This is a genomic window from Xanthomonas sp. 3075 (assembly GCF_014197275.1).
In the GTDB taxonomy this organism is placed as follows: domain Bacteria; phylum Pseudomonadota; class Gammaproteobacteria; order Xanthomonadales; family Xanthomonadaceae; genus Xanthomonas; species Xanthomonas campestris_B.
The window spans coordinates 38475-60732 of the sequence record NZ_JACIFI010000027.1; the positions used below are offsets into that span (position 1 = coordinate 38475).

General features: G+C 65.1%; 19 protein-coding genes. 15 read left to right on the forward strand and 4 right to left on the reverse strand.

The window, feature by feature from the left end; translation table 11 throughout:
• Positions 1–26 precede the first annotated feature (26 nt).
• The 4 genes from GGR62_RS18945 to GGR62_RS18960 are packed head-to-tail and all read left to right on the forward strand — an operon-like array spanning position 27 to position 3872.
• Entirely contained in the window at positions 27–1232 is a 1206-nt protein-coding gene (locus GGR62_RS18945; protein ID WP_184409388.1) for a fatty acid desaturase, read from the forward strand.
• A 49-nt stretch (positions 1233–1281) separates the two neighbouring features.
• Positions 1282–1617 (forward strand): calcium-dependent protein kinase 21, encoded by a 336-nt coding sequence (locus tag GGR62_RS18950; protein ID WP_184409405.1) that lies wholly within the window; start codon positions 1282–1284, stop codon positions 1615–1617.
• Positions 1618–1665: 48 nt separating this feature from the next.
• Entirely contained in the window at positions 1666–2403 is a 738-nt protein-coding gene (locus GGR62_RS18955; RefSeq protein ID WP_184409389.1) for an ATP-binding cassette domain-containing protein, read from the forward strand.
• Positions 2400–3872 (forward strand): glycine betaine ABC transporter substrate-binding protein, encoded by a 1473-nt coding sequence (locus tag GGR62_RS18960; RefSeq protein ID WP_184409390.1) that lies wholly within the window; start codon positions 2400–2402, stop codon positions 3870–3872. Before GGR62_RS18955 ends, GGR62_RS18960 begins: the two co-directional genes overlap by 4 nt.
• A 206-nt stretch (positions 3873–4078) precedes the next feature.
• Here the strand turns inward: GGR62_RS18960 and GGR62_RS18965 are convergent, their stop codons facing one another.
• Positions 4079–5260 (reverse strand): aminotransferase class V-fold PLP-dependent enzyme, encoded by a 1182-nt coding sequence (locus GGR62_RS18965; RefSeq protein WP_184409391.1) that lies wholly within the window; start codon positions 5258–5260, stop codon positions 4079–4081.
• A 65-nt stretch (positions 5261–5325) separates the two neighbouring features.
• On the opposite strand from GGR62_RS18965, the gene egtB reads away from it, so the two are divergent.
• Together egtB and egtD are read left to right on the forward strand one after the other, a co-directional pair.
• On the forward strand, positions 5326–6615 hold the full coding sequence (gene egtB, locus GGR62_RS18970) for an ergothioneine biosynthesis protein EgtB (protein ID WP_184409392.1): 1290 nt from the start codon (positions 5326–5328) through the stop codon (positions 6613–6615).
• A complete protein-coding gene (gene egtD / locus GGR62_RS18975) occupies positions 6612–7598 on the forward strand; it encodes an L-histidine N(alpha)-methyltransferase (protein WP_184409393.1) in 987 nt (328 codons plus the stop codon). The genes egtB and egtD overlap by 4 nt, the downstream gene beginning before the upstream one ends.
• A gap of 47 nt (positions 7599–7645) precedes the next feature.
• Here egtD and GGR62_RS18980 read toward each other — a convergent pair whose 3' ends face one another.
• The 3 genes from GGR62_RS18980 to GGR62_RS18990 all read right to left on the reverse strand — a co-directional run bounded on the left by GGR62_RS18980 (position 7646) and on the right by GGR62_RS18990 (position 13073).
• Positions 7646–8965 carry a type II toxin-antitoxin system HipA family toxin gene (locus tag GGR62_RS18980; RefSeq protein ID WP_326520276.1) on the reverse strand — a complete coding sequence of 440 codons (1320 nt, stop codon included), beginning with the start codon at positions 8963–8965 and terminating at the stop codon, positions 7646–7648.
• Positions 8966–8968: 3 nt separating this feature from the next.
• On the reverse strand, positions 8969–9229 hold the full coding sequence (locus GGR62_RS18985) for a helix-turn-helix transcriptional regulator (RefSeq protein ID WP_184409394.1): 261 nt from the start codon (positions 9227–9229) through the stop codon (positions 8969–8971).
• A 136-nt stretch (positions 9230–9365) separates the two neighbouring features.
• A complete protein-coding gene (locus GGR62_RS18990; RefSeq protein ID WP_184409395.1) occupies positions 9366–13073 on the reverse strand; it encodes an indolepyruvate ferredoxin oxidoreductase family protein in 3708 nt (1235 codons plus the stop codon).
• Between the two features lie 160 nt (positions 13074–13233).
• On the opposite strand from GGR62_RS18990, the gene GGR62_RS18995 reads away from it, so the two are divergent.
• The 9 genes from GGR62_RS18995 to GGR62_RS19035 all read left to right on the forward strand — a co-directional run bounded on the left by GGR62_RS18995 (position 13234) and on the right by GGR62_RS19035 (position 22061).
• Positions 13234–13872 (forward strand): tetratricopeptide repeat protein, encoded by a 639-nt coding sequence (locus tag GGR62_RS18995; protein WP_184409396.1) that lies wholly within the window; start codon positions 13234–13236, stop codon positions 13870–13872.
• 592 nt (positions 13873–14464) lie between these two features.
• Entirely contained in the window at positions 14465–15382 is a 918-nt protein-coding gene (locus GGR62_RS19000) for an AEC family transporter (protein WP_184409397.1), read from the forward strand.
• 283 nt (positions 15383–15665) lie between these two features.
• Complete coding sequence (locus tag GGR62_RS19005) at positions 15666–16298, forward strand: ParA family protein (protein ID WP_184409398.1); 633 nt, start codon at positions 15666–15668, stop codon at positions 16296–16298.
• Between the two features lie 15 nt (positions 16299–16313).
• Positions 16314–16790: a histidine phosphatase family protein gene (locus GGR62_RS19010; RefSeq protein ID WP_184409399.1), complete on the forward strand. Its 477-nt coding sequence runs from the start codon at positions 16314–16316 to the stop codon at positions 16788–16790.
• Positions 16791–16793: 3 nt separating this feature from the next.
• Positions 16794–17366, forward strand: a complete 573-nt coding sequence (locus GGR62_RS19015; RefSeq protein WP_184409400.1) for a YceI family protein — start codon at positions 16794–16796, stop codon at positions 17364–17366.
• Complete coding sequence (locus tag GGR62_RS19020; protein ID WP_184409401.1) at positions 17363–19378, forward strand: phospholipase D family protein; 2016 nt, start codon at positions 17363–17365, stop codon at positions 19376–19378. The genes GGR62_RS19015 and GGR62_RS19020 overlap by 4 nt, the downstream gene beginning before the upstream one ends.
• Positions 19379–19661: 283 nt before the next feature.
• Positions 19662–20090, forward strand: a complete 429-nt coding sequence (locus GGR62_RS19025; RefSeq protein ID WP_184409402.1) for a hotdog fold thioesterase — start codon at positions 19662–19664, stop codon at positions 20088–20090.
• A gap of 21 nt (positions 20091–20111) precedes the next feature.
• A complete protein-coding gene (locus GGR62_RS19030) occupies positions 20112–21011 on the forward strand; it encodes a lysophospholipid acyltransferase family protein (protein WP_184409403.1) in 900 nt (299 codons plus the stop codon).
• Positions 21012–21074: 63 nt separating this feature from the next.
• Entirely contained in the window at positions 21075–22061 is a 987-nt protein-coding gene (locus tag GGR62_RS19035) for an alpha/beta fold hydrolase (RefSeq protein ID WP_184409404.1), read from the forward strand.
• Positions 22062–22258: the final 197 nt, after the last annotated feature.

Sequence of the window (22258 nt, forward strand, 5' to 3'; positions counted from 1 at the left end):
CAAATGGCGCTGCTGTGGAAATGCCGATGTTGTCCGAACCGATCATCGACCTGCTGACCTCCGGCGTGGCCGGGCTGGGCGTATGGGGCATGCTGGCGGTGCTGCTGGTGTTCACCCAGCTGACCATCTTTGCGGTGACCTTGTACCTGCATCGCAGCCAGGCCCATCGCGGTGTGGATTTCCATCCGGTGGTGGCGCATTTCTTCCGCTTCTGGACCTGGCTCACCACCTCGATGATCACCCGCGAATGGGTGGCCATCCACCGCAAGCATCACGCCAAGGTCGAGACCGAGGAAGACCCGCACAGCCCGCAGACCAAGGGCATCCGCCAGGTGTTCTGGCGCGGCGTGGAGCTGTACCGCGAAGCGCGCGCGCAGCGCGCCGACATCGAGCAGTACGGCAAGGGCACACCGACCGACTGGATCGAACGCAAGCTCTACACCCCGCACGCCAACGCCGGCCCGGTCGTGTTGTTGATCGTCAACGCGGTGGTGTTCGGACTGCCCGGCATCGCGCTGTGGGCGATCCAGATGGCGTGGATTCCGTTCTGGGCGGCCGGCGTGGTCAACGGCCTGGGCCACTGGTGGGGCTATCGCAATTTCGAATCGGCCGACACCTCCACCAACCTCACGCCGTGGGCGCTGTGGATCGGTGGCGAAGAACTGCACAACAACCATCACGCCTTTCCCAGCTCGGCACGGTTTTCGATGCGGCGCTGGGAGCTGGATATCGGCTGGATCGCCATTCGCGGGCTGCAGGCGATCGGTCTGGCCAAGGTGCTGCGCGTGGCGCCGTCGCTGGATATCCGCCCCAACATCGCCGTACCCGATGCCGACACGCTCAAGGCCTTGCTCTCGCATCGTTTCCAGGCGATGACCGACTACCAGCGCAATGTGTTCACCCCGGCACTGCGCGAAGAAGCCGCAGCCACCGGCGCCAAGTTGCGCCAATTGCTGCCGCGCCGCCTGCGCAAGGGCCTGGTCGATGACGGGCGCTGGCTCAAGCCCGATGCGCGCGCGCAGTTGCAGCGCTGGGTGGCCGAGCGCCCGCGCATGCGCACGCTGGTGGACTACCGCGCGCGATTGACCGCAGTGCTGGAAGCGCGCAGCCACGATGCATCCGAACGGCTCAAGCAGCTGCAGCAGTGGTGCCACGAAGCCGAAGCCAGCGGAAATGCCGCGTTGCAGGCCTATGCGGCGCGCCTCAAGGGTTATGCGCTGAGTGGGGCGTAAGCGCGGCGGCACGCGTGCGCTCGTGCCGACGAACAACGTACGTGGCGTGATGATGCGCGGGGTGCTGATCGCATGCAGTGCATGCGCCCCGCTGCTTTCCGCGCAGGCCCAGGTGCAGGACAGCCAGCAGTATCTGCAACGCATGGACACCGATGGCGATGGCCGGGTCAGTCGCGACGAATATCTGGCCTGGATGAGTTACGCCTTCGATCAGCGCGATCTGGATCACGATGGCGTGCTGCAGGGCGACGAACTCCCTGGTCGTCGCGGCAAGCCGATCACCCGCGCCGCGCATCGCGCCACGCTGAGCGAACGCTTCGCGCGCCAGGACGCCAATGGTGACGGCTATCTGAGCGCACGCGAATTACTGGCGCCGCCGCGCTGATGCGCGCCTTCGCGCTCATCTGACGCGGCGTTCGGCAAGCTCGAGCGCATGTTCACTCTCGATCAGGTCAGCCGTCGCTACGGCCAGGCCATCGCCCTCGACGCGGTTTCGCTGGACTTCGCCAGCGGCATTACGACCGCGTTGATCGGCCCCAGCGGCGCCGGCAAGTCCACGGTGCTGCGCATGCTGGTCGGGCTGGAATGGCCCGATAGCGGCGTGGTCGCCTTCGATGGCGCGCCGCTGCAACGCGCCAGCCTGCTGGCGCAGCGCCAGCGTATCGGGTACGTGATCCAGGAAGGCGGGCTGTTTCCGCATCTGGATGCGCGCAGCAATGTGGTGTTGCTGGCGCAGACGCTGGGCTGGACGCGGCCACGTATCGATCAACGTCTGGAGGCCTTGTGCGCACTGTGTCAGTTGCCGCCGGCGCTGCTGGCGCGTTATCCGGCCGAGCTCTCCGGTGGCCAACGCCAGCGGGTGGGATTGATCCGGGCGCTGATGCTGGATCCACCGGCCCTGCTGCTGGACGAGCCGCTGGGCGCGCTCGACCCGATCGTGCGTTACGACCTGCAGGCGCAGATGCGCGAACTGTTCGCCCAGCTCGGCAAGACCGTGGTGCTGGTGACGCACGACGTTGCCGAAGCGGCCTACCTGGCTGACACCTTGGTGCTGATGCGCGCAGGCCGCGTGGTGCAGCAGGGCAGTGCGCGCAACTTGCTGGAACAACCGGCAGATCCGTTCGTCCGGCGCTTTCTCACCGCGCAGCGCAGCATCGGCGACGCCGCATGATCGCGCGCCTGCTGTGCGCAATGGCAGTGCTGATCTGCAGCGTCGGCGCGCAGGCCGCGCAGGTGACGATCGGTTCGAAGAACTTCACCGAAGCCGTCCTGCTGGGCGAGATCGCCACCGCCGCAGGTCAACGTGACGGCGTGGATGTGCAACATCGCGCGCAGCTCGGTGGCACGCGCATCCTGTGGCGCGCGCTGGAGACCGGCCAGATCGATGCGTACGCCGAATACACCGGCACGCTGGCGCAGGAACTGCTGCAGTTACCCAAGGCCAGTCAAGCCGAACTGCGCGCCGCACTGGACGCGCGCGGCCTGGCGATGACCGACTCGCTCGGCTTCCAGAACACCTATGCCTTCGGCATGCGTGCCGAACGTGCGCAGGCGCTTGGCATCGCAACGCTCTCGGATCTGGCACGGCATCCGTCGCTCACCATCGGCCTGAGCAACGAATTCATGCAGCGCGCCGATGGTTGGCCGGGCGTGCGCGCCGCCTATGCATTGCCGCAGACCGCGACCGGGCTGGATCACGATCTGGCCTATCGCGCGCTGCAGAGCGGGGCGATCGAGGTCACCGATCTGTACAGCACCGATGCGGAAATTCCGTATTACCAGCTGCAGGTGCTGCGCGACGACCGCCGGTATTTTCCCGAGTATCAGGCAGTGTTTCTGTATCGCAAGGACCTGGCGCAACGTTCGCCAGCGATGCTCAAGGCACTGCAGGGGCTGCAAGGCCGCATCGACGAGGCGACCATGCAGCGGCTCAATGCCCAGGTGAAGCTGGAGCGTCAGTCCGAGGCGGCCGTGGCTGCGCAATGGCTGGGCGTTGCACCCGCTTCTGCAGCCGACTCGCGTTTCGCGCGTTTGCTGCGGCATACGCGCGAGCATCTGGCGCTGGTCGGCATCTCGTTGGGGTTTGCGTTGTTGATCGCATTGCCGCTGGGCGTGCTGGCGGCACGGCGGCCACGGCTGGGGCAGGTGGTGCTGTCGTTGACCGGCGTGCTGCAGACCTTGCCCTCGTTGGCGGTGTTCGTCTTTATGATTCCGTTGTTCGGTATCGGCGCCAAACCGGCGATTGCCGCGTTGTTTCTCTACAGTTTGCTGCCGATCGTGCGCAATACGCATGCGGGCCTGACCTCGATCCCGCGCGAGTTGCGCCAGACCGCCGAAGCGATCGGGCTGCCGGCGTGGACGCGCTTGTGGCGGGTGGAGTTGCCGCTGGCACGTCGCACGATCGTGGCCGGCATCCAGACCGCAGCGGTGATCAACGTGGGCACTGCCACGCTGGGCGCCTTGATCGGCGCCGGTGGCTACGGCCAACCGATTCTCACCGGCATTCGCCTGGATGACATCGGCTTGATTCTGGAAGGCGCGATTCCTGCAGCGGTGCTTGCACTGATCGTGCAGGCGGTGTTCGAAGGGGTGGAACGCTGGGTGACGCCGCGCGGGTTGCGGCTCAGCCAGCGCGGCTGATGCGCTGCTGCAGGTGTGTGGTGCGCGCGCACTCAAGCCGGATGCGATGAGTCATCCGCGTGCCATCACCCGCATGCCAACCACGCAACGCGTGCCATGAACCGTAGCAGCGCTGGCGCGCGATGAGGCCTTGAAAGCTCAATGGCCGGCCATCGCCGCAACGGATGCTGGGCGACACCGCGAGCGAGCGGCGGTGCCGCTCAGCATCACTCACCCGGCAGCGCTGCAATCAAGCCGGCGAGCGCCTGCTCGGTGACCGTCAGGTGCGGTGCGATGCGTAGACGTCCGTGCCGCTGCGTGCAGATCGCCGCATGTTTGCCGAACGTCGCCGCCACAGCATTCAGCTGGGCTGCTGGCGGCTGCAAGGCTGTCAGATGCGCTGCGTGACCGGGCGTACACCAGCTGCCCAATCCACGTGCATGCAGGGCCGCGTCCCAACGCGAGGTCAGCGCCCCCAACGCAGCGGCAATGCGCGATGGCTGCCATGCAGTGACTTGTTGCAACGCGGCGGTCGCCATCGCAATCCGCAACGGATCCGCAACGCCGCCCGCATCGAACCGCCGTGCACCGCTGCGGTAGGGCGGTGCGTTGGTGGCGGGAAAGTCCCAGCTGCTACCGGCATCGCGCCCGATCCAGTGTTCTTCGATCGGCACGCCGTGCGCACGCCATTGCGGCGCCACCCACAGCCAGGCCAGTCCCATCGGTCCCAGCAACCATTTATGGCCGACGCTGACCACAAAGTCCGGCTGCCAGCGCGGCAGGTCGGTCGGCAGCACGCCCAGACTCTGGCTCAGATCCAGCACCAGCGCCGCGCCGCGTGCATGCACCGCTGCGCTGATGCGGTCCAGGTCGAGCTGTCGCCCGTCGAGCCAGTACGCATGCGGCAAGGTCACGATGCGCAATGCCGGCGTGTCGGCGATGGCCTGCAGCACCGTCTCGGTCAACGCCGGGCTCGCTGTCGTCGGCACTGCCACGATGCGCGCACCCACCTCGGCGCAGCGGCGTTGCCAGATCAACAGGTTGGACGGGAACTGGCCTTCCAGCAGCAGCACCGCCTCGCCGCGTTGCAACGGCAGATTGCGTGCGGCGGTGGCCAGACCATGCGCTGCCGAGGGCAGCATCGCCACGCCGTCGGCATCGTTGTCGAACAGGCCTGCGGCCAGCGCGCGCAATCCTTCGATGTCCTGCAGCCAGGCATCGAACGGCAGCTGCCACGGCGTGGCCAGCGCATCCACCGCTTGATGCGCGATCGTTTGCACCGCGCGTAGCAGCGGACCGCGCGAGGCAGCATCCAGATACGTGATACCGATAGGCAATGCGAATGCCTGATGGCGTTGCTCCCATTCGATGGGCAACGCAAGCAGGCTGGACAAAGTAAAAGATGACATGCCAACAGCTTACCGCTGGCTGCCACGCTGCCGACACGGCGCGTTCACGGGCGCTCCTCAAGCATATGGGAATGTCTGCACTCTCCCCTCTGCTGGGCCACCTCCAGCAACAGCAGTTGACGCTGCTGGAACGCTACGCGCAGACCCGCGCGCTGAGCGATCGCCTTGCCGCACCCTTGAGCGCAGAAGACGCCATGGTGCAGAGCATGCCCGATGCCAGCCCGAGCAAATGGCATCTGGCGCACACCACCTGGTTTTTCGAACGCTTCGTGCTGCAGACCGATCCGGCCTACCGCGTGTTCGATCCGTCCTGGGATTTTCTGTTCAACAGCTATTACCAGAGCGTGGGACCGATGCATGCGCGCGCGCGTCGCGGCGTGTTGTCGCGCCCGTCGTTGCAGCAGGTGCGCGACTACCGTGCGGCGGTCGATACGCAGATGCGGCAGCGTTTGCGCGATGGGTCGCTGGATGCCCAAGCCTGCACCATCGTGCAACTCGGCATCCAGCACGAACAGCAGCACCAGGAACTGCTGTTGACCGATATCAAACACGCGCTGTGGAGCAATCCGCTGCAGCCGGCGTATCGCGATGCGCCGGCACCGCCTGCTGCCATCGCCAGCACGCTGCGCTGGCAGGCGCGTGACGAGCAGATCGTGGAAATCGGTGCTGCGGCCTGGCCGCAGTCCGATGCGTTTGCCTACGACAACGAATCGCCGCGTCACCGTGTCTTGGTCGGCGCACATGCGTTGGCGCATCGCGTGGTCACCAATGCCGAATTCCAGGAATTCATCGACGCTGGCGGCTACCGCAGTGCCGGTGCCTGGCTCAGCGACGGCTGGGCGATGGTGCAGGCGCAAGGCTGGCAGCGCCCGTTGTATTGGGATGCACAGGGGCGCGAGTTCACCCTCGACGGCTGGCGCACGCGCGATGCGCACGCGCCGGTATGCCATCTGAGCCTGTTCGAAGCCGATGCCTTCGCGCGCTGGGCCGGCGCGCGCCTGCCCACCGAGGCCGAATGGGAGCAAGCCGCCACCGGCGTGCCAGTGCAGGGCAATCTTGTCGATGCCGATGCGCTGCATCCACGCGGCGCCGAAGCGGTGGATACCGGCTTGCAACAGCTGTTCGGCGATGTCTGGGAGTGGACCGGCAGCGCCTATCTGCCGTATCCCGGCTTTGCGCCGTGGCCCGGCTCGTTGGGCGAATACAACGGCAAATTCATGAATGCGCAATGGGTGCTGCGCGGTGGCAGCTGTGCCACGCCGGCCAGCCACATCCGCGCCAGTTACCGCAACTTTTTCCCCTCCGATGCGCGCTGGCAGTTTGCCGGCGTGCGCCTTGCCAAGGATCTGTCTTGAACGCCGCCGCCCATGCCACCCAACGCGCGCATGCCGCGCTGACCGATCTACGCCCGCAGCCGGACGACATCACCGCCGATGCGTTGGCTGGTCTGTCGCAGACGCCCAAGACCCTGCCGTCGAAGTATTTCTACGATGCACGCGGTTCGCAGCTGTTCGAAGCGATCACCCAGCAGCCGGAGTACTACCTCACCGGCACCGAACTGGCATTGCTGGAGGCCAGCATGGCTTCGATCGCGCAGGCGATCGGGGCCGGCGTGCATGTGGTCGAATACGGCAGCGGCAGCGGGCGCAAGACCGAGTTGCTGCTGCAGGGCCTGCGCGATGTGGTGGCCTACACGCCGCTGGAAATTTCGCGCACTGCCCTGCTCGACAGCACCGCACGGCTGGCGCAGCAGTTCCCGCAGATCCAGATGCTGCCGGTCTGCACCGACTTCACCAAGCCGCTGCGGTTGCCCGATGCGCAGCGCCCGGCGCGCCGGCATCTGGTGTTCTTCCCCGGTTCGACGCTGGGTAACTTCACCGATGCTGCCGCCATCGAGTTGATGGATGCGATGCGCCAGACCATGGGCAGCGATGGCTGCGCGTTGATCGGGATTGATCTCGACAAGGATGCCGCGCTGATCGAGGCCGCCTATAACGATGCGGCTGGTGTCACTGCCGAATTCACCTTGAACCTGCTGGCGCGGCTGAACCGCGAAATCGGCAGCGATTTCGATCTTGAGGGCTTCCGCCACCACGCGGTGTATGCGCGCGAGCGCGGCCGTATCGAGACGTTTCTGATCAGTCAACGCGCCCAGCACGTGCACGTAGGCGGCCAGGACGTCGATTTTGCCGATGGCGAAGCGATGCAGGTCGAATACAGCTACAAATACACCGACGCCCGCTTCGCCGAACTTGCTGCGGCTGCCGGGCTAAAAGTTACCCACGGTTGGAACGATGCGAAGGACTGGTTCGGTCTGCGCTTGTTGCGTCCGTTGTAAGGTTGCAGCGCAAAGTCCGAACAGCCAAAAGGTGTGTTCGGCTGCGCTTAGCGATCAGGTGGCATCTCACGCAGATGCTTGGCCGCTTCTCTCATGCCGCTGAAGACAGTCTCTGCCAGGGACATCGGAAACTCTGCCGGAAGCGTGTTTGCAACAAGATCCAATGCGCTTTCCAGCTGTTCCAATAGTTCTTCGATCCAGGGTTCGGCACCAGCACGCACCCCACAGGCACGTGCAGTGTCGTTCCAATGGCGACGGCGGATATCTTTCAAGCGACGATGCCGGTTTTTGCCAGCCACGGCCATCGCCAATGCCGCGCGATGTGGATCCAGCTGCTGTGCGCCGCGTCCAAGGATGGGATAAACGGATAAAACGTCGTAGAGCGGCGTCATGCGGAAACGTCCGCCTGACTCGATCATCAGACTGAAATTCTTGGCATGTCCGTCGGTGGCTGCCATCAGCCAGAACAGGATCTGCGTCTTGAAGAAGATTTCACGGTCGGAAGGCTGACTCGACTGCCGGAGTAACTCCATGATCGCCACGATGCCGGGGCCGCCGTCGCTCTCGTACTTTTTCGACGAAGACACACCGAATGCCTGGCACAGGTCTTCCTGGGGAAGGCGCATCCACCACTGTCCGTCCGGCGATAGACGCCGGTCGAAACGTTCAACAATCAGGGCGCGCTGTTCCTGGAATCTTCCCATCGTGGTGACAGCCACGGGCATACCAAATGCGGCGAGCAGTTGCGCGCACAGCCATTCGTTTTCGACTGAGGCCTGCATGTCCGTGCGCATGTTGCCGACCAGCCCCAGCGGTAGCTTGAAGATATGCGTACTCGGTGTGCTTCCCAGGGGCACGCACCACTGATGCTGATGATGTAATAGCGCGGTTTTTTCCTGGGCGCCTGCCAATGACAGCCGGAAGTCGTCGTTATCGCCATGCTGGCCCGGTAGCAGGGGCGCGGTGACGCCGCGCAGCACAGCGGCAACCTCGGTATCGGTCAGTGCTCTGTTCTGGATGCTGCGCAGATGCTCGGGTTCGGCATCAATTGCAAGCAACTGGATTGCGCCGACACAATCGCGGCCGACAGCCTGCAGCAGGTCAAACGTGCTGGCCGAGTCGGTTTTGAAACGTTCCCGCATACGACGACGGATGTCTGTGCTATCGGGCAGCAGATTGTCGAAATAATGGGTGACTACATCGCCGCGATGCGATTGCCCTTCGGGCAACAATGGAAGTGATAGGGACAGTGGCCGTGCCTGGGGCGAGTGGAGCCATTCGGAGAGGTAGGTCAGCCGCGCTCCCTGCACATCCTCTCGCCAACGCGCGACGCGCAATCCATTCATCCATACGCACAGTTCGGCCACGGCTTACCAAGCCTCTTCGGAAGGATTCGAGGTGCTGTCGTTGCGCGGGTTCAGCGAAACCTCCACGTTTAGAATCGCCCATACGCGCATCAGGCGTTCGAATGTGGCGGCCTCAGGCTTGCGCTCCAGTGCGCTGACTGCTTGCCGGGTGATACCCAACTGTTCGGCCAACTGATCCTGGGTCAGGCCTTGCTGCTTGCGCAGCGCCCTGAGCACAGGACCCAGTTGCTGCGCTTTCTGGATGGGGAAAGCGGTGATAGCCATCGTTGCTGGCGCATGATCGTCGGATTAAGCAAGCTATGGCTTTCCTTATCGAAGTGCAAGCTATAAGTTGCTTTTTATAAATGCAATCTATAAGTTGCCTATCTGGAGAGGTAACCGACCAGGCTTTACGTCTTGATCAAGCTGCCTGCACCACATGCAACGCCTTGGGATTGCGCCACTGCGCCAGCAGCGCGGCTTCGCGCGCCTTTGCTTCGCGCAGATGCGCTTCCTTGATATGGCCATAGCCGCGGATATGTTCGGGAATGCTGGCGATCTGCGCGGCCAGGCTGACGTTGTCGATATCCAGGCGTTCCAGCAGGGTGTCCACTGTCGCCAGGTAGTCGGCAATCAGCTGGCGCTCGCCACGCCGTTCGGCGCTGTAGCCGAACACATCCAGCTTGCCGCCGCGCAGGAATTTCAGCCGCGCCAGCAACTTGAACGCAGTGAACATCCACGGCCCGTATTCGCGCTTGATGGCATGGCCATGCGCATCCTTCTTGGCCAGTAATGGCGGCGCCAGATGGAAGCGCAGTGTGTAGTCGCCCTCGAACTGTTGCTGCAGCCGGCGCTGGAAGTCGCCGCGCGTGTACAGCCGCGCCACTTCGTATTCGTCCTTGTAGGCCATCAGCTTGAACGCATAGCGCGCCACGGCTTCGGTCAACGCGCTGCTGCCGGGCGCGCGCTGCGTTTCCTGCGTGCGCACGCGCTCGACCAGCGCGCGATAACGCTGCGCGTAGCCGGCATCCTGATAGTCAGTGAGGAAGGCGACGCGGCGCGCGATGGCATCGTCCGGCGACTGCGCCAGCTGCTCGTCGTCGAGCGGATGGGTCGGTGCATCGACATCGTCATGCAGCGGATTGCCGTTGTTCTGCGGCAAGGCACGTGGCGCCCGTTGACCGCCAAGATCGTGTCCTTCCCAGCTGCCGGGCAGGCGCGCCTGCGGCGTATCGGCATGCGCATGCGCAAGCTCGCCCGCGTCGCGCAAGCCCGCCGCACGCCGCACCGCCGGCAGATCGATCGCGGCCAGGCGCCCCCACGCAAAAGCCTGCTGGTTCATCGCCACCGCCGCGCCATTGAGCTCGATCGCGCGCATCAGCGCCGCATGCGATAACGGCACCAGCCCGTGTTGCCAGGCGTAACCGAGCACGAACAGATTGCTGGCGATCGCATCGCCCAGCAGCGCGGTTGCCAATTGCGTGGCATCCAGCAACAGCGGCTCCTGGCCGCCGAGTGCGGTACGCACGCCGGCGATGATCTGGGCGGCGGGAAACTGCAGATCCGGTTGGGTGGTGAAGGTGCCCGGCATGGCCTCGTACGTATTGAGCACCACCTGCGTGCGGCCGTCGCGGACCTTGGACAATGCCCAGTAATCGTTGACCACCACCATGTCGCAGCCCAGCACCAGATCCGCTTCGCCGGCGGCAATGCGCACCGCGTGGATCGCGTCCGGTTGGCGTGCAATGCGGATATGCGTGGTCACCGCGCCGCCTTTTTGCGCAAGGCCGGTCTGATCCAGCACCGTGGCGCCCTTGCCTTCCAGATGCCCGGCCATGCCGAGCAACGCGCCGATGGTCACCACCCCGGTGCCGCCGACGCCGGTGATCAGGATATTCCAGGGCTGTTCCAGCGTGGTGCGTTGCGGCGGCGCCGGCAGGTTGTCCAGCAATGCGCTGGTATCGCGTTGTTTGCCCTTGCGCGGCGCACCACCGTGCACGGTGACAAAGCTGGGGCAAAAGCCCGACACGCAGGAATAATCCTTGTTGCAACCGGACTGATCGATCTGCCGCTTACGCCCGAATTCGGTGTCCTTGGGCAGCACCGAAACGCAAAAACTCTTCTCCCCGCAATCGCCGCAGCCTTCGCACACCAGCGAATTGATCATCACCCGTTTGGGCGGGTCGACCAGCTTGCCGCGCTTGCGACGGCGGCGTTTTTCGGTGGCGCAGGTCTGGTCGTAGATCAGGATCGACACGCCCTTGATCGTGCGCAGGTGCTGCTGCACCGCGTCCAGTTCGCTGCGATCGTGGAAGGCGACCTCGCTGGGAAAACGCTCGCGCCGGCGCGTCCATTTGCCGATGTCGTCGCTGACCACCGCAATGGTATGGATGCCTTCGGCGTGCAGTTGATGGGCGATGTCCGGCACGCTGAGCGTGCCGTCCACCGGCTGGCCGCCGGTCATCGCCACCGCATCGTTGTAGAGGATCTTGTAGGTGATGTTGACGCCGGTAGCGACCGACTGGCGGATCGCCAGCGAGCCGCTATGGAAATAGGTGCCATCGCCCAGGTTCTGGAACACGTGTGGTGTGTCGGTGAACGGTGCCTGCCCGGACCACGTCACGCCTTCGCCGCCCATGTGGGTAAAGGTGTCGGTGGCACGGTTCATCCAGGTCACCATGTAATGGCAACCGATGCCGCCGAGCGCACGCGAGCCCTCCGGCACTGCGGTGGAAGTGTTGTGCGGGCAGCCGGAGCAGTAATGCGGCACGCGCGGAAACAGTGCGCGCGGCAAAGCCATTTCCGCTTCCTTGGCCTCCATCCAGCGCAGCCGCTGTTCGATCGAGTCGGTCATCGCGCTGGACGGCAGCGCAAAGCGCTGGATGCGCTTGCCGATCACCGCCGCGATCGTGGCCGGGGTCAGCTCGCCGGTGGAGGGCAGGATCCACGCGCCATGCTCGTCGTACTTGCCGACGATGCTCGGCCGCGCACCGGCACTGGCCGGCCAGTTGTAGAACAACTCCTTCATCTGGCGCTCGATGAAGGCCTTCTTTTCTTCCACCACCAGGATGTCTTCGAGCCCGTGCGCGAACGCGCTGATGCCCACCGGCTCCAGCGGCCAGGTCATGCCGACCTTGTACACGCGGATGCCGATCTGCGCGCAGGCCTGCGCATCCAGTCCCAGGTATTCCAGCGCCTGCAACACGTCCAGGTAGCTCTTGCCGGTGGTGACGATGCCCAGCCGTGCATGCGGCGAATCCAGCACCACCTTGTCGATCTGGTTTGCCCGCGCGAAGGCCTGCGCGGCGGCGATCGCATAGCGGTGCAGGCGCATTTCCTGATCCACCGGCGGATCGGGCCAGCGAATGCTCAAGCCACCCGGCGGCAGCGCGAAGTCCTCCGGCAGCACGATGCTGCGTGCGAACGGATCCACCTCCACCGACGCGGACGATTCCACCGTCTCGGCGATGGTCTTGAAGCCGATCCAGCGCCCGGTGTAACGGCTCATCGCCCAACCGAGCAGGCCCATGTCCAGGATGTCCTGCACCCCGGCCGGGTTGAGGATGGGCATCATCGCGCTGACGAATTCTTCTTCCGAGCCATGCGGCAGCGTCGAGCTGCGGCAGGCATGGTCGTCGGCGGCCAGCGCCAGCACGCCGCCATGCGGCGAGGTGCCGGCGGCATTGCCATGCTTGAACACATCGCCGCTGCGATCCACGCCCGGGCCCTTGCCGTACCACATGCCGTACACGCCCTGCACGGTGGCGCCGGGGAACAGGTTGGTCTGCTGGGTGCCCCAGACCATGGTCGCGGCCAGGTCTTCGTTGAGGCCGGGGGTAAAGGTCACCTTGGCCGCGTCCAGATGCTTGCGCGCGCGCCACAGCTCCAGATCGAAACCGCCCAACGGGCTGCCGCGATAGCCGCTGATGAAACCGGCGGTCTTCAGGCCGGCGGCATCGTCGCGCAAGCGTTGCATCAGCGGCAGTCGCACCAACGCCTGCACGCCGGACAAGTAGATGCGTCCATCGGCACGCGTGTACTTGTGCTCAAGTGAGTAGTCCGCATCCAGCTGGCCGAGCTCCGGCGTGTTGGCAGCGTCGGGGGAAGAAAGTGCGGCGGTACTGGTCATGGCGTGCCCGGAAAGGGTGGCTGGAACCCGGGGCTCCAAAGGCATCGCAAGTGTAACAGCCGCTATTCACGTCCTTGGCCGGCGAGTGTGCATCGCGGCGATACTGAGGTTAGGATGGGACCGGGTTGGGGTTTGTCGTGTGTCGCAAGGGGAAAAACCGGTGAGAACGAAGTTCGCATGGGCCATTGCGTTGGCCCTGCTCGGAGGCGTTTGGTCGTTGGCGCAGGCGCAAACCCTGCCCAAGCCCAAAGAATTTTATTTCGACGAAGACCGCAGTACGACCAAGGCCGTGGTCGCCGTGCAGGGTCAGGGCGATGCGGTGGTCGACCGGTTGGCGGCGATGGTGCAGCGCGAGGCGCGCGCGGCCGAGCCACGCGCGCAGCTGGCATCGCTCGCCTACGCCGGGGGCCGCACCCAATTGGGTGACGAGCTCTACCAGGGCGCATTGGCATTGGTCTCCAACGGTGGCCAGCAATATCGCACCATCACCTGGAATTACGGCTGGGATCTGTTGCGCGCCGACAAGCCCGACAAGGCGCTGCAGCAGTGGGCTACGCTGGCCAACGGCCGCCCGCTCGCCCCGGAATGGCTGCCGACCACCGCCGCATTGGCACTGTGGCGCGCCGATCGCAAGCAGGAGGCGGTCCAGTGGTATGCCGCCGCTGTGCGCACCTGGCCGGATCGCTGGAGCAGCCCCGCCAACTACGCCAGCCAATTGCCGGACTGGCGCGAGGCAGAGCGCGCCACGCTGGCCGAGGTGTTCGCCGCCTGGAAAGCCAACCCGCCTGCGTTCCCGTAAAGCGGCATCGCATGGAGGGAAACCACCGCAGCGCGATGGGTGCATCGGCAGCATCTGCGGTGGGCCATCTGCCGCAATGGTTGCGTTCGCGTAGAAGCGGCCTGCGCAACGTGCGTCGTCCTCGAAGCGAGCGGTATGGACGTCGTTGGCGACCGACCGCTCCACCTATCGTGCGGCTGTCGCGACTGCGCACCCAGGGACGCGCCCATTCGCCATCACCGGCCGTCGCAAGTCCCCCTTTGCTCTATTAGGGCATCACTAGACGGTGTGGATGACGCCGCGACGGAGCGACGTATGCTGCCTGGTACCCGCCACCATCACACGACACGTGGTCACTACACCGTTGTGGGCGCTTTTGTGGGCGCTTTGTCGGCATCCATGTCGCCAACGGTGCCGCGGCGGTGAACGGACAAGGGCCGTGCAGATGGTCGGTCTGCATGGTTGACCCCGGCTTGCGTCTATAGCGGCTGCGGGAAACCGCACAGGGCGGCTGCATGTGCAGGTGCGCGTCAGGCCAACGCGCCGCAGATCCAGGCCTGCCACGTGCGCCGTGCGATCCTGTGCGTCGCTTTCCGACGGACCTGATCACGCCATGGCGGTGGATGCATTTGCATTGATTCTGACGATGCTGGGGCTCGGCCTGCTGTTCGCCCGCCTGCGGGTGCTGCCAGATAACAGCGCCGAGGTGCTCAATCGCATCGTCTTGTATGTCTGCCTGCCTGCCTCGGTGCTGACCTATGTACCGCGCCTGCATCTGGATGCCTCGCTGGGCGGTGTGATCGCCACCCCGTGGTTGCTGACCGCCATCATCGTGCCGCTGCTGTGGGGCTGCAGCCGTGTGTTCCGGTTCGGCCGCGAGGAATACGCCGCGCTGCTGATGTGCGTGGTGTTCACCAACTCCAGCTTCATCGGTTTTCCGATGGTGCGTGCGCTGATCGGCGACCAGGCCTTGCCGTATGCGGTGGTCTACGACCAGTTCGGCACCTTCGTGCTGTTGTCCACCTTCGGGCTGTACGTGCTGGCGCGCTACAGCGGCGACACGCCGCCCACCACGCGCATCATCCTGCTGCGGATGCTGCGGTTTCCGCCGCTGTGGGCGCTGCTGTTCGCGCTGACGTTGATGCCGGAACACCCGCCGACCTGGATCGGCTCAGGACTGAAAAGCCTGGCCGATGCGATGCTGCCGCTGGTGATGCTGGCAGTGGGCTTCTCGCTACAGTTGCGTCTGCCGGCGGAGGAACTCAAGCCGCTGGCGGTGGGTCTGGTCTTCAAGTTGGCGCTGATGCCGGTGCTGGCGCTGCCGCTGTCCTGGGCGCTCGGCCTGCACGGGCAGGTGTTGCAGACCAACGTGCTCGAATCGGCCATGCCGACCATGATCACCGCTGCCGCATTGGCCATCTCGCATCGGCTTGCACCGCGTCTGGCCGCAGCAATGGTCGGTTACAGCATCCTGCTGTCATTGCTGACCCTGCCTGGGTGGGCCTGGCTGTTGGCGCGTTTGGCGGCGTGATGCGATGCGGTTCAGCAGCATGGACAGCAGTGCACGCATGCGCAAGCGAGCGCATCGAGGTGCAATGCTGCATTGCGATGACAGCACCGCCAATGCAACGCAGGGCAACTGACGACACGCTGCAGGCACCCGCCAGGCACACGCCGCGCACGCATCTTCGCCCGCCGGCCGCACGCGCATGACCCTGTCACCTGCAGTGCGTTGTCGCGTTTAACACGTTTCGACTACTTCCTCACCCGCGCGCGGTGTACGCTGCCGGCTTGCTCCCGGAAGCGAGGCGTGCATGAAGACAGTCCTGGTGGCCAGCTCCAAAGGCGGCGTCGGCAAGACCACGATCGCCACAAATCTGGCCGCACATGCGGCGTTGCAGGGCCAGCGCACAGTGCTGGCAGATGCTGATCCGCAAGGCTCGTCCACGCGTTGGGCGCAGCGCCGCGCCAGTCTCGAAAGTGCGGTGCTGCCCATCGATGCCACCCGTCGCCGCAGCTGGCAGGCCGCCGTGCCCGATGGCACCGACCAGCTGATCATCGATGCCCCGGCCGGGGCGATGGCCGATGATCTCAGTGGGTTTCTGGACCACGTCGATGCCATCGTGGTGCCGGTGCTGTCCTCGGCGCTGGATATCGAAGCGGTGGTCGGCTTCCTCAACACGCTGGCCAAGGTGCCGCGCGTGCACCAGCGCAAATTGCCGGTGGGCCTGGTGCTCAATCGCGCCCGCCCCTGGACCCAGACCTCGCAACAGGCGGCCGACATGATCGGCACCTGGCCATACCCGCTGGTGGCCCAACTGCGCGATACCCAGGCCTATGTGGTCATGGCCGGGCTGGGACGCAGCCTGTTCGACTACCGCTCGGCGCAGGTGCGCGACCATCAACAGGACTGGGAGCCGCTGTTCAAGTGGCTCAAGAAATCCTAGAACCGGATAGATTCCATGCGCGAATTGATCTTGCTGCGACACGCCCACGCCGAACCGGCCGACACCGGCCAGGCCGATTTCGATCGCCCGCTGTCCCCGCATGGCATCGCCGAGGCCGAATCGGCTGGCCGGTGGCTGCGCGAGCAGCACCTGGTGCCGGACCGCGTGTTGTGCTCCCCGGCGCGGCGCGCCCGCGAAACGCTGGAAGCGGTGCTCGAGCTCACCGGCTATATCGAGCAACGCCTCGATCAGCGCATCTACGAGGCCACACCCGGGACCCTGGCGAGCCTGGTGGACGAACACCGCGAGGCCGAGCGCCTGCTGCTGGTCGGCCACAACCCCGGCCTGGAACGCCTGGCCGCGCTGATGCACAGCGGGCAGACCGGCGATTACCGAGGCATGCCGACCGCCTCCATCGCCTTGCTGGCATTGCCGCTGGACGCTGCCATCGAGCCAGGCATCGCGCGCCTGACCGCCTTCTGGTGGCCCTGATCCGTGACCCCATCGCTGCGCTGGTACGCCTGGCTCGTCCTCTGGGTCGCGCTGCCCTGCATGGCGCAGCATAAGCTGCATTCCATCGATCCGGTGCAATCGCGCTTCGGATTCGAAATCAAGACCCGCTTCGGCATGAAGATCGAAGGGTTGTTCCCGCGGTTTTACGGTGAAGTGGTGGAGTCGCCCGACGGACGTCAGCAGGTGCGCTTCCGTCTGGATGCCACGCAGGTGGAAATTCCCGGCAAGGACCGCTACACCTCGTGGATGCGCGGCGAGGATTTTTTCGATGTGGAACAGTATCCGGTGGTGGAGTTCGAGTCGTTTCCCTATACCGAAGAAGCGGTAAAAAAGGGCGGCGACATCACCGGCAACCTGACCATTCGCGGAATCACCCATGTGGAGACCCTGCATGTGGCGGCGGCTGAATGCGCACGTCCGGGCTATGATTGCGATGTGATCAGTCGAGGTACGGTGCTGCGTGGACGGTACGGAATGAATGCGTGGCAGATGGCCCTGGGCGACAGGGTGACGTTCATTCTGCGTGGCCGGCTGCAGGAGGCGCGGCGCCCGTGACGCTCCTGTTGAGGGTGCTTGTGCTGGCAACGCTGTTGCTCGGCACCGGATGCGCCGGCCTGTCGCAAATCGAACGCAACCGTGCTGCCGGCATCGCGGCTGCCGCACGCAGTACCGCAGTCAATTGCACCCAGGCCAATCATTGCGCCCAGGTCTCGCCCTTGCGCACGCTCGGCGGCGATGCGATCACCGCCTCGACGCCGGCCGCACCACGGCACTACGCCACCATCGTCGATCACGGCGAGGAATCGCTGGTTGCGCGGCTCAACCTGATTCGCAGCGCCACCCGCAGCATCGATCTGCAGACCTACATCTTCGACAAGGACGACAGCGCGCGCATGGTGCTGGATGCGTTGGTGGACGCCGCCCAGCGCGGGGTCAAGGTCCGCATCCTGATCGACCAGCTGTCGGCGATCGCCGATCTGCAGATCCTCGGTGCGCTGGCCAGCACCCACGAAAACCTGCAGCTGCGCATCTACAACCCCACCTTCGGCAAGGTCAAACTCAATTACTTCGACTATGTCGGCAGCGTCGCGTGCTGTTTCCGCCGCTTCAATCAGCGCATGCACAACAAGTTGCTGGTGGTGGACGATGTACTCGGCGTGGTGGGCGGGCGCAATTACCAGGACGACTATTACGACTGGGACAGCGAATACAACTTCCGCGACCGCGACGTGATTCTGGCCGGGCCGGAAGTGCGTGCGATGGCGGCCAATTTCGATGCGTTCTGGCGTGCGCGGCGCAGCGTGCCGGCCGAGCGGCTCAACGATGTCGGACGCCTGTTGCTGCAGCAGGGCGCCCCGACGATGCCGGCGGCCGACGTCCAACGCCCCGATCGGGTGGCGCGCGTGGACCGCGAGGCCCGCGACCCGCAATTCGTGCGCGATGCCTTCGTCACGCCCGCCATGCCGGTCCAGCGCGTGCTGTACGTAGCCGATCTGCCGCAGAAACACCGCAAGGAACACGCCGCCAAGGCGGTGTCCACGGCGCCGGAGCTGGACAGCCTGATCGCCGGCGCGCAACAGGAAGTGTTGCTGCAAACGCCGTATCTGGTGCTGTCCGATGCGGCCCAGGCGATCTTCCGCGACCTGCGCAAACGCCCGCAACCGCCGCGCATCGTGGTTTCCACCAACAGCCTGGCCGCCACCGACAACCCGATCGTCTATGCGCTTTCTTACAAGTTCAAGCGCCGCAACCTGCGCGAGTTGGGCTTCAACATCTATGAGTACAAGCCGTTTCCGCTGGATGCGCCGGTGGACTACGCCAACCTGGTGCCGGACCCGCTCAATGCCGAGTCCGAGCCTGCCAGCGGCGATGGTCGCGTCAATCGCCTGATCGGCGGCAGCGCGGCCGGTAACGCGATGCGCGGGAGTGGCGGCGGTGGCGCCGATGCGACGGCGCGCACTGCGAGGCGCGGTGCGACAGGTGGGCGTGTGCCGGGTGGCAGCGAAGTCGATCGACGCGTGCTGCGCACCGAGACGCGGCCCTCGTTTCTGGGCACGCGTGCGGTCAACAAACCCTTGCCGGTGACCCGTGCCGGTGCGCGTATGGGCCTGCACGCCAAGTCGCTGGTGGTGGATCGCCGCATCGGCGTGATCGGCACCCACAACTTCGATCCGCGCAGCGAGAACTACAACACCGAAGCGGCGGTGGTCATCGACGATGTGCGCTTCGCGCAGGCGCTGGCAGCCAGCATCGAGCGCGACATCGCCCCGGAAAACGCCTGGACGGTGGCTTCGCGCGAAAAACCGCCGGTACTGAGCGGATTGAACTACAGCGTGGGCAAAGTGTCGGAAGCCTTGCCGGTGCTGGATTTCTGGCCCTGGCGCTATGCCACCAATTACGAATTCCAGCCGGGGCCGGGTTGCCCGTTCCCGCTCAAGCGGCAGGATCCGCAATTCCGGCAGTGCTATGTAGCGGTGGGCGATTTCCCCGAGGTCAACGTCGGCCCGAAGTGGCTGCTGGTCCGGATGCTGACCGCCTTCGGCGCCGGGTTGGTGCCGATTCTTTGATCGGGTAGGTCGGCAACCGGCCGCTGTGATGGCGAGAGGTTGCGCGGCGCATGGAGGCAGGCCGAGCGTTGACGCCGCACAGCGATGATGTCGGCCGCAGCACCCAGACAACCTGCATGAACCGTTGCAGCACCCTTGGAGCAGAGGCAGTGGGCGACAGTTGAACCACACCTCCCGGCCGCAGACGCTGTTGCGATTCCCGATTCCCGATTCCCGATTCCCGATTCCCGATTCCCGATTCCCGATTCCCAATCCCCAATCCCCAATCCCCAATCCCCAGCCTATGACCTTCCGTGAACCCGTCGATCTGGCCGCCCTCAACGCCTCCAGTCGCGACACCTTGACCGAGCATCTGGGCATCGTCTTCACCGACGCCGGCGACGATTGGTTGCGTGCCACCATGCCGGTGGATGCGCGCACCAAGCAGCCGTATGGCCTGCTGCATGGCGGCGCCTCGGTGGTGCTGGCCGAAACCCTGGGCAGCAGCGCCGGCAACCTGTGCGTGGATATGACCACCCACATGTGCGTCGGACTGGAGATCAACGCCAACCATCTGCGCGCCGCCCATCAGGACCTGGTCACCGGTACCGCCCGAGCCGTGCATGTGGGGCGTACCACCCAGGTGTGGGACATCACCATCGACAATCCGGCCGGCAAGCGCGTGTGCGTGTCGCGGTTGACCCTGGCGGTGGTGCCGCGCCTCAATGGCTGAGGATGTCTTGCAAGCACATGGGTGGAACAGCGCCGCCCGTCGCCGGCACTGCGCGATGGCCGAGCTGCTGTCACAATAGTCGCGCTTCCTTCCTTTGGTACCGGTTCCGTTCCGTCAATGAGCGAGTCATCCCTGGACGCCACGCGCGCTGCTGGCGGCGCGACGCGTTGGTTCCGGTACCTGTATCGGGTGCCGTTGTTGCTGATGCACCTGAGCATCTGCCTGCCGATCACCATGCTATGCGTGGTGGCGCCGCCGCTGGCGCGCATCCGTACCGGACGCGACGACACCCTGGACGAGCGCATGATCCGCTGGTGGCAGGGCAACCTGATGCGCATCTTCGGATTTCGCCTGCGGCGTTTCGGCACGCCGCTGCCGGGTGCGACGTTGTTCGTGGCCAATCACGTCAGCTGGGTGGACATCTCGATGCTGCACAGCCAGCGCGTGATGGGCTTCGTGGCCAAACGCGAAATCGCCGGCTGGCCGTTGGTGGGGTGGCTGGCGACCAAGGGCCAGACCATCTTCCATCAGCGCGGCAATACCGAGTCGCTGGGCGGCGTGCTGCAGGAGATGCTGCTGCGCCTGCAAAGCGGCAAGCCGGTGGGAGTGTTCCCGGAGGGACGTACCCGTGGCGGCACCGAGGTCGGCCCGTTCCATGCGCGCATCTTCCAGGCGGCGGTCGAGGCCGGCGTGCCGGTGCAGCCGGTGGCGCTGCGCTATGGCGAGCGCGGCAATGCGCAGGCGGTGGTGGCGTTCGGCGAGCGCGAGAGCTTCTTCGCCAATATCGTGCGCCTGCTCGGCGAGCCGTCGCGGCTGGCCGAAGTGCATTTTCTCGAACCGATTCGCGCATTGGATATCGAAGGACGTCGTCGCCTGGCCGATACCTCGCGTCAACGCATCATCGCCGCGATGGAGTCCTGAGCCGGCGATGCGCATGCTCATCGCCCCTGCGGCCAGCGCAACCTTCTCTGGCCCGATGAGCGCATGAACGCCTCCGACTATCTGCCGCCGCGCTGGCTGCGCAATCCACATGTGCAGTCGGTGCTGGGCAGCAGCGCATTGCGGCGGATCCGCAGCCGCCAGTTGCTGGCTGCCAGCGGTGCGGTCACCACCGAGCACATTCTCGACGGTGGCGACGGCGTGCGCCTGCAGGGCTGGATGAGCATCCCGCCCGGCGACGCGCCGGTACGCGGTACGGTGCTATTGCTGCACGGCTGGGAAGGCAGCGCCGAGTCCAATTACATGCGGCTGACCGCAGCACGCCTGCTGGGACTCGGTTACCAGGTCTTTCGGCTCAATTTCCGCGATCACGGCGGCACCCATCACCTCAACGTGGATCTGTTCCACTCCGATCGTATCGACGAGGTGGTCAACGCAGCAGGCGATCTGTGGCGGCGGTTTCCTGCGCCGCAATTGCTGGCGGCCGGATATTCGCTGGGCGGCAATTTTGCGCTGCGGCTGGCACTGCGCGCGCCGGCCGCCGGGTTGCCGCTGGTACGCGTGGCGGCGGTGTGCCCGTTGCTGGATCCTGCCGCGACCATGCTGCAGCTGGAAAACGGCCCGCAGTTCTACGATTGGTATTTCCGCCGTAAATGGCGCGACTCGCTGCTGCGCAAGCGCAAGCTGTTCCCCGAGCAGCATGGTTACGACGATGCCACCCTGGCGCTGGACATGCGTGGCCTGATGGCCTGGCTTGCCGAGCAACACACCGGGCATGGTTCGCTGCAGGCGTATTTCGACAGTTATTCGATCGCCGGCGAACGTCTGGCCGGCTTGCAGATTCCGTGCGCCATCCTGATGGCCGAAGACGACCCGGTGATTCCGTTCGGCGACTTCGCCGCCTGGAAGTTGCCTGCGCATGCGCAACTGGAAATCGCGCGCTGGGGCGGCCACTGCGGCTTTCTGGAAAACGCGCGTGGCGACGGCTTCGCCGAACGCTGGGTGGCCGAGCGGCTCACGGCTGCACTGTAGAGCGTGCTGTTTGCATTGCCGTGTCACGTGATGCGTGGCACATCGCTCCAAGGTCTGCCAGTTGCCCAGTGAAATAACATAGGCAACTGGTTCGCGTTAGTTTAAGAGCGGCTAACAAAACGACTTCGCGTCAGCCTACTGCAGGCCGGCTATCTGCGGCCTGGCTGCAGGGCCCTTGCCCGCCCAGCGTCGCGGGA

Bases quoted from the DNA above. Each gene is read 5' to 3' on its own strand.
- GGR62_RS18945 (WP_184409388.1), top strand. From the start codon at position 27: ATGTTGTCCGAACCGATCATCGACCTGCTGACCTCCGGCGTGGCCGGG.
- GGR62_RS18950 (WP_184409405.1), top strand. From the start codon at position 1,282: ATGATGCGCGGGGTGCTGATCGCATGCAGTGCATGCGCCCCGCTGCTT.
- GGR62_RS18955 (WP_184409389.1), top strand. From the start codon at position 1,666: ATGTTCACTCTCGATCAGGTCAGCCGTCGCTACGGCCAGGCCATCGCC.
- GGR62_RS18960 (WP_184409390.1), top strand. From the start codon at position 2,400: ATGATCGCGCGCCTGCTGTGCGCAATGGCAGTGCTGATCTGCAGCGTC.
- GGR62_RS18965 (WP_184409391.1), bottom strand. From the start codon at position 5,260: ATGTCATCTTTTACTTTGTCCAGCCTGCTTGCGTTGCCCATCGAATGG.
- egtB (WP_184409392.1), top strand. From the start codon at position 5,326: ATGGGAATGTCTGCACTCTCCCCTCTGCTGGGCCACCTCCAGCAACAG.
- GGR62_RS18985 (WP_184409394.1), bottom strand. From the start codon at position 9,229: ATGGCTATCACCGCTTTCCCCATCCAGAAAGCGCAGCAACTGGGTCCT.
- GGR62_RS18990 (WP_184409395.1), bottom strand. From the start codon at position 13,073: ATGACCAGTACCGCCGCACTTTCTTCCCCCGACGCTGCCAACACGCCG.
- GGR62_RS19000 (WP_184409397.1), top strand. From the start codon at position 14,465: ATGGCGGTGGATGCATTTGCATTGATTCTGACGATGCTGGGGCTCGGC.
- GGR62_RS19005 (WP_184409398.1), top strand. From the start codon at position 15,666: ATGAAGACAGTCCTGGTGGCCAGCTCCAAAGGCGGCGTCGGCAAGACC.
- GGR62_RS19010 (WP_184409399.1), top strand. From the start codon at position 16,314: ATGCGCGAATTGATCTTGCTGCGACACGCCCACGCCGAACCGGCCGAC.
- GGR62_RS19025 (WP_184409402.1), top strand. From the start codon at position 19,662: ATGACCTTCCGTGAACCCGTCGATCTGGCCGCCCTCAACGCCTCCAGT.
- GGR62_RS19035 (WP_184409404.1), top strand. From the start codon at position 21,075: ATGAACGCCTCCGACTATCTGCCGCCGCGCTGGCTGCGCAATCCACAT.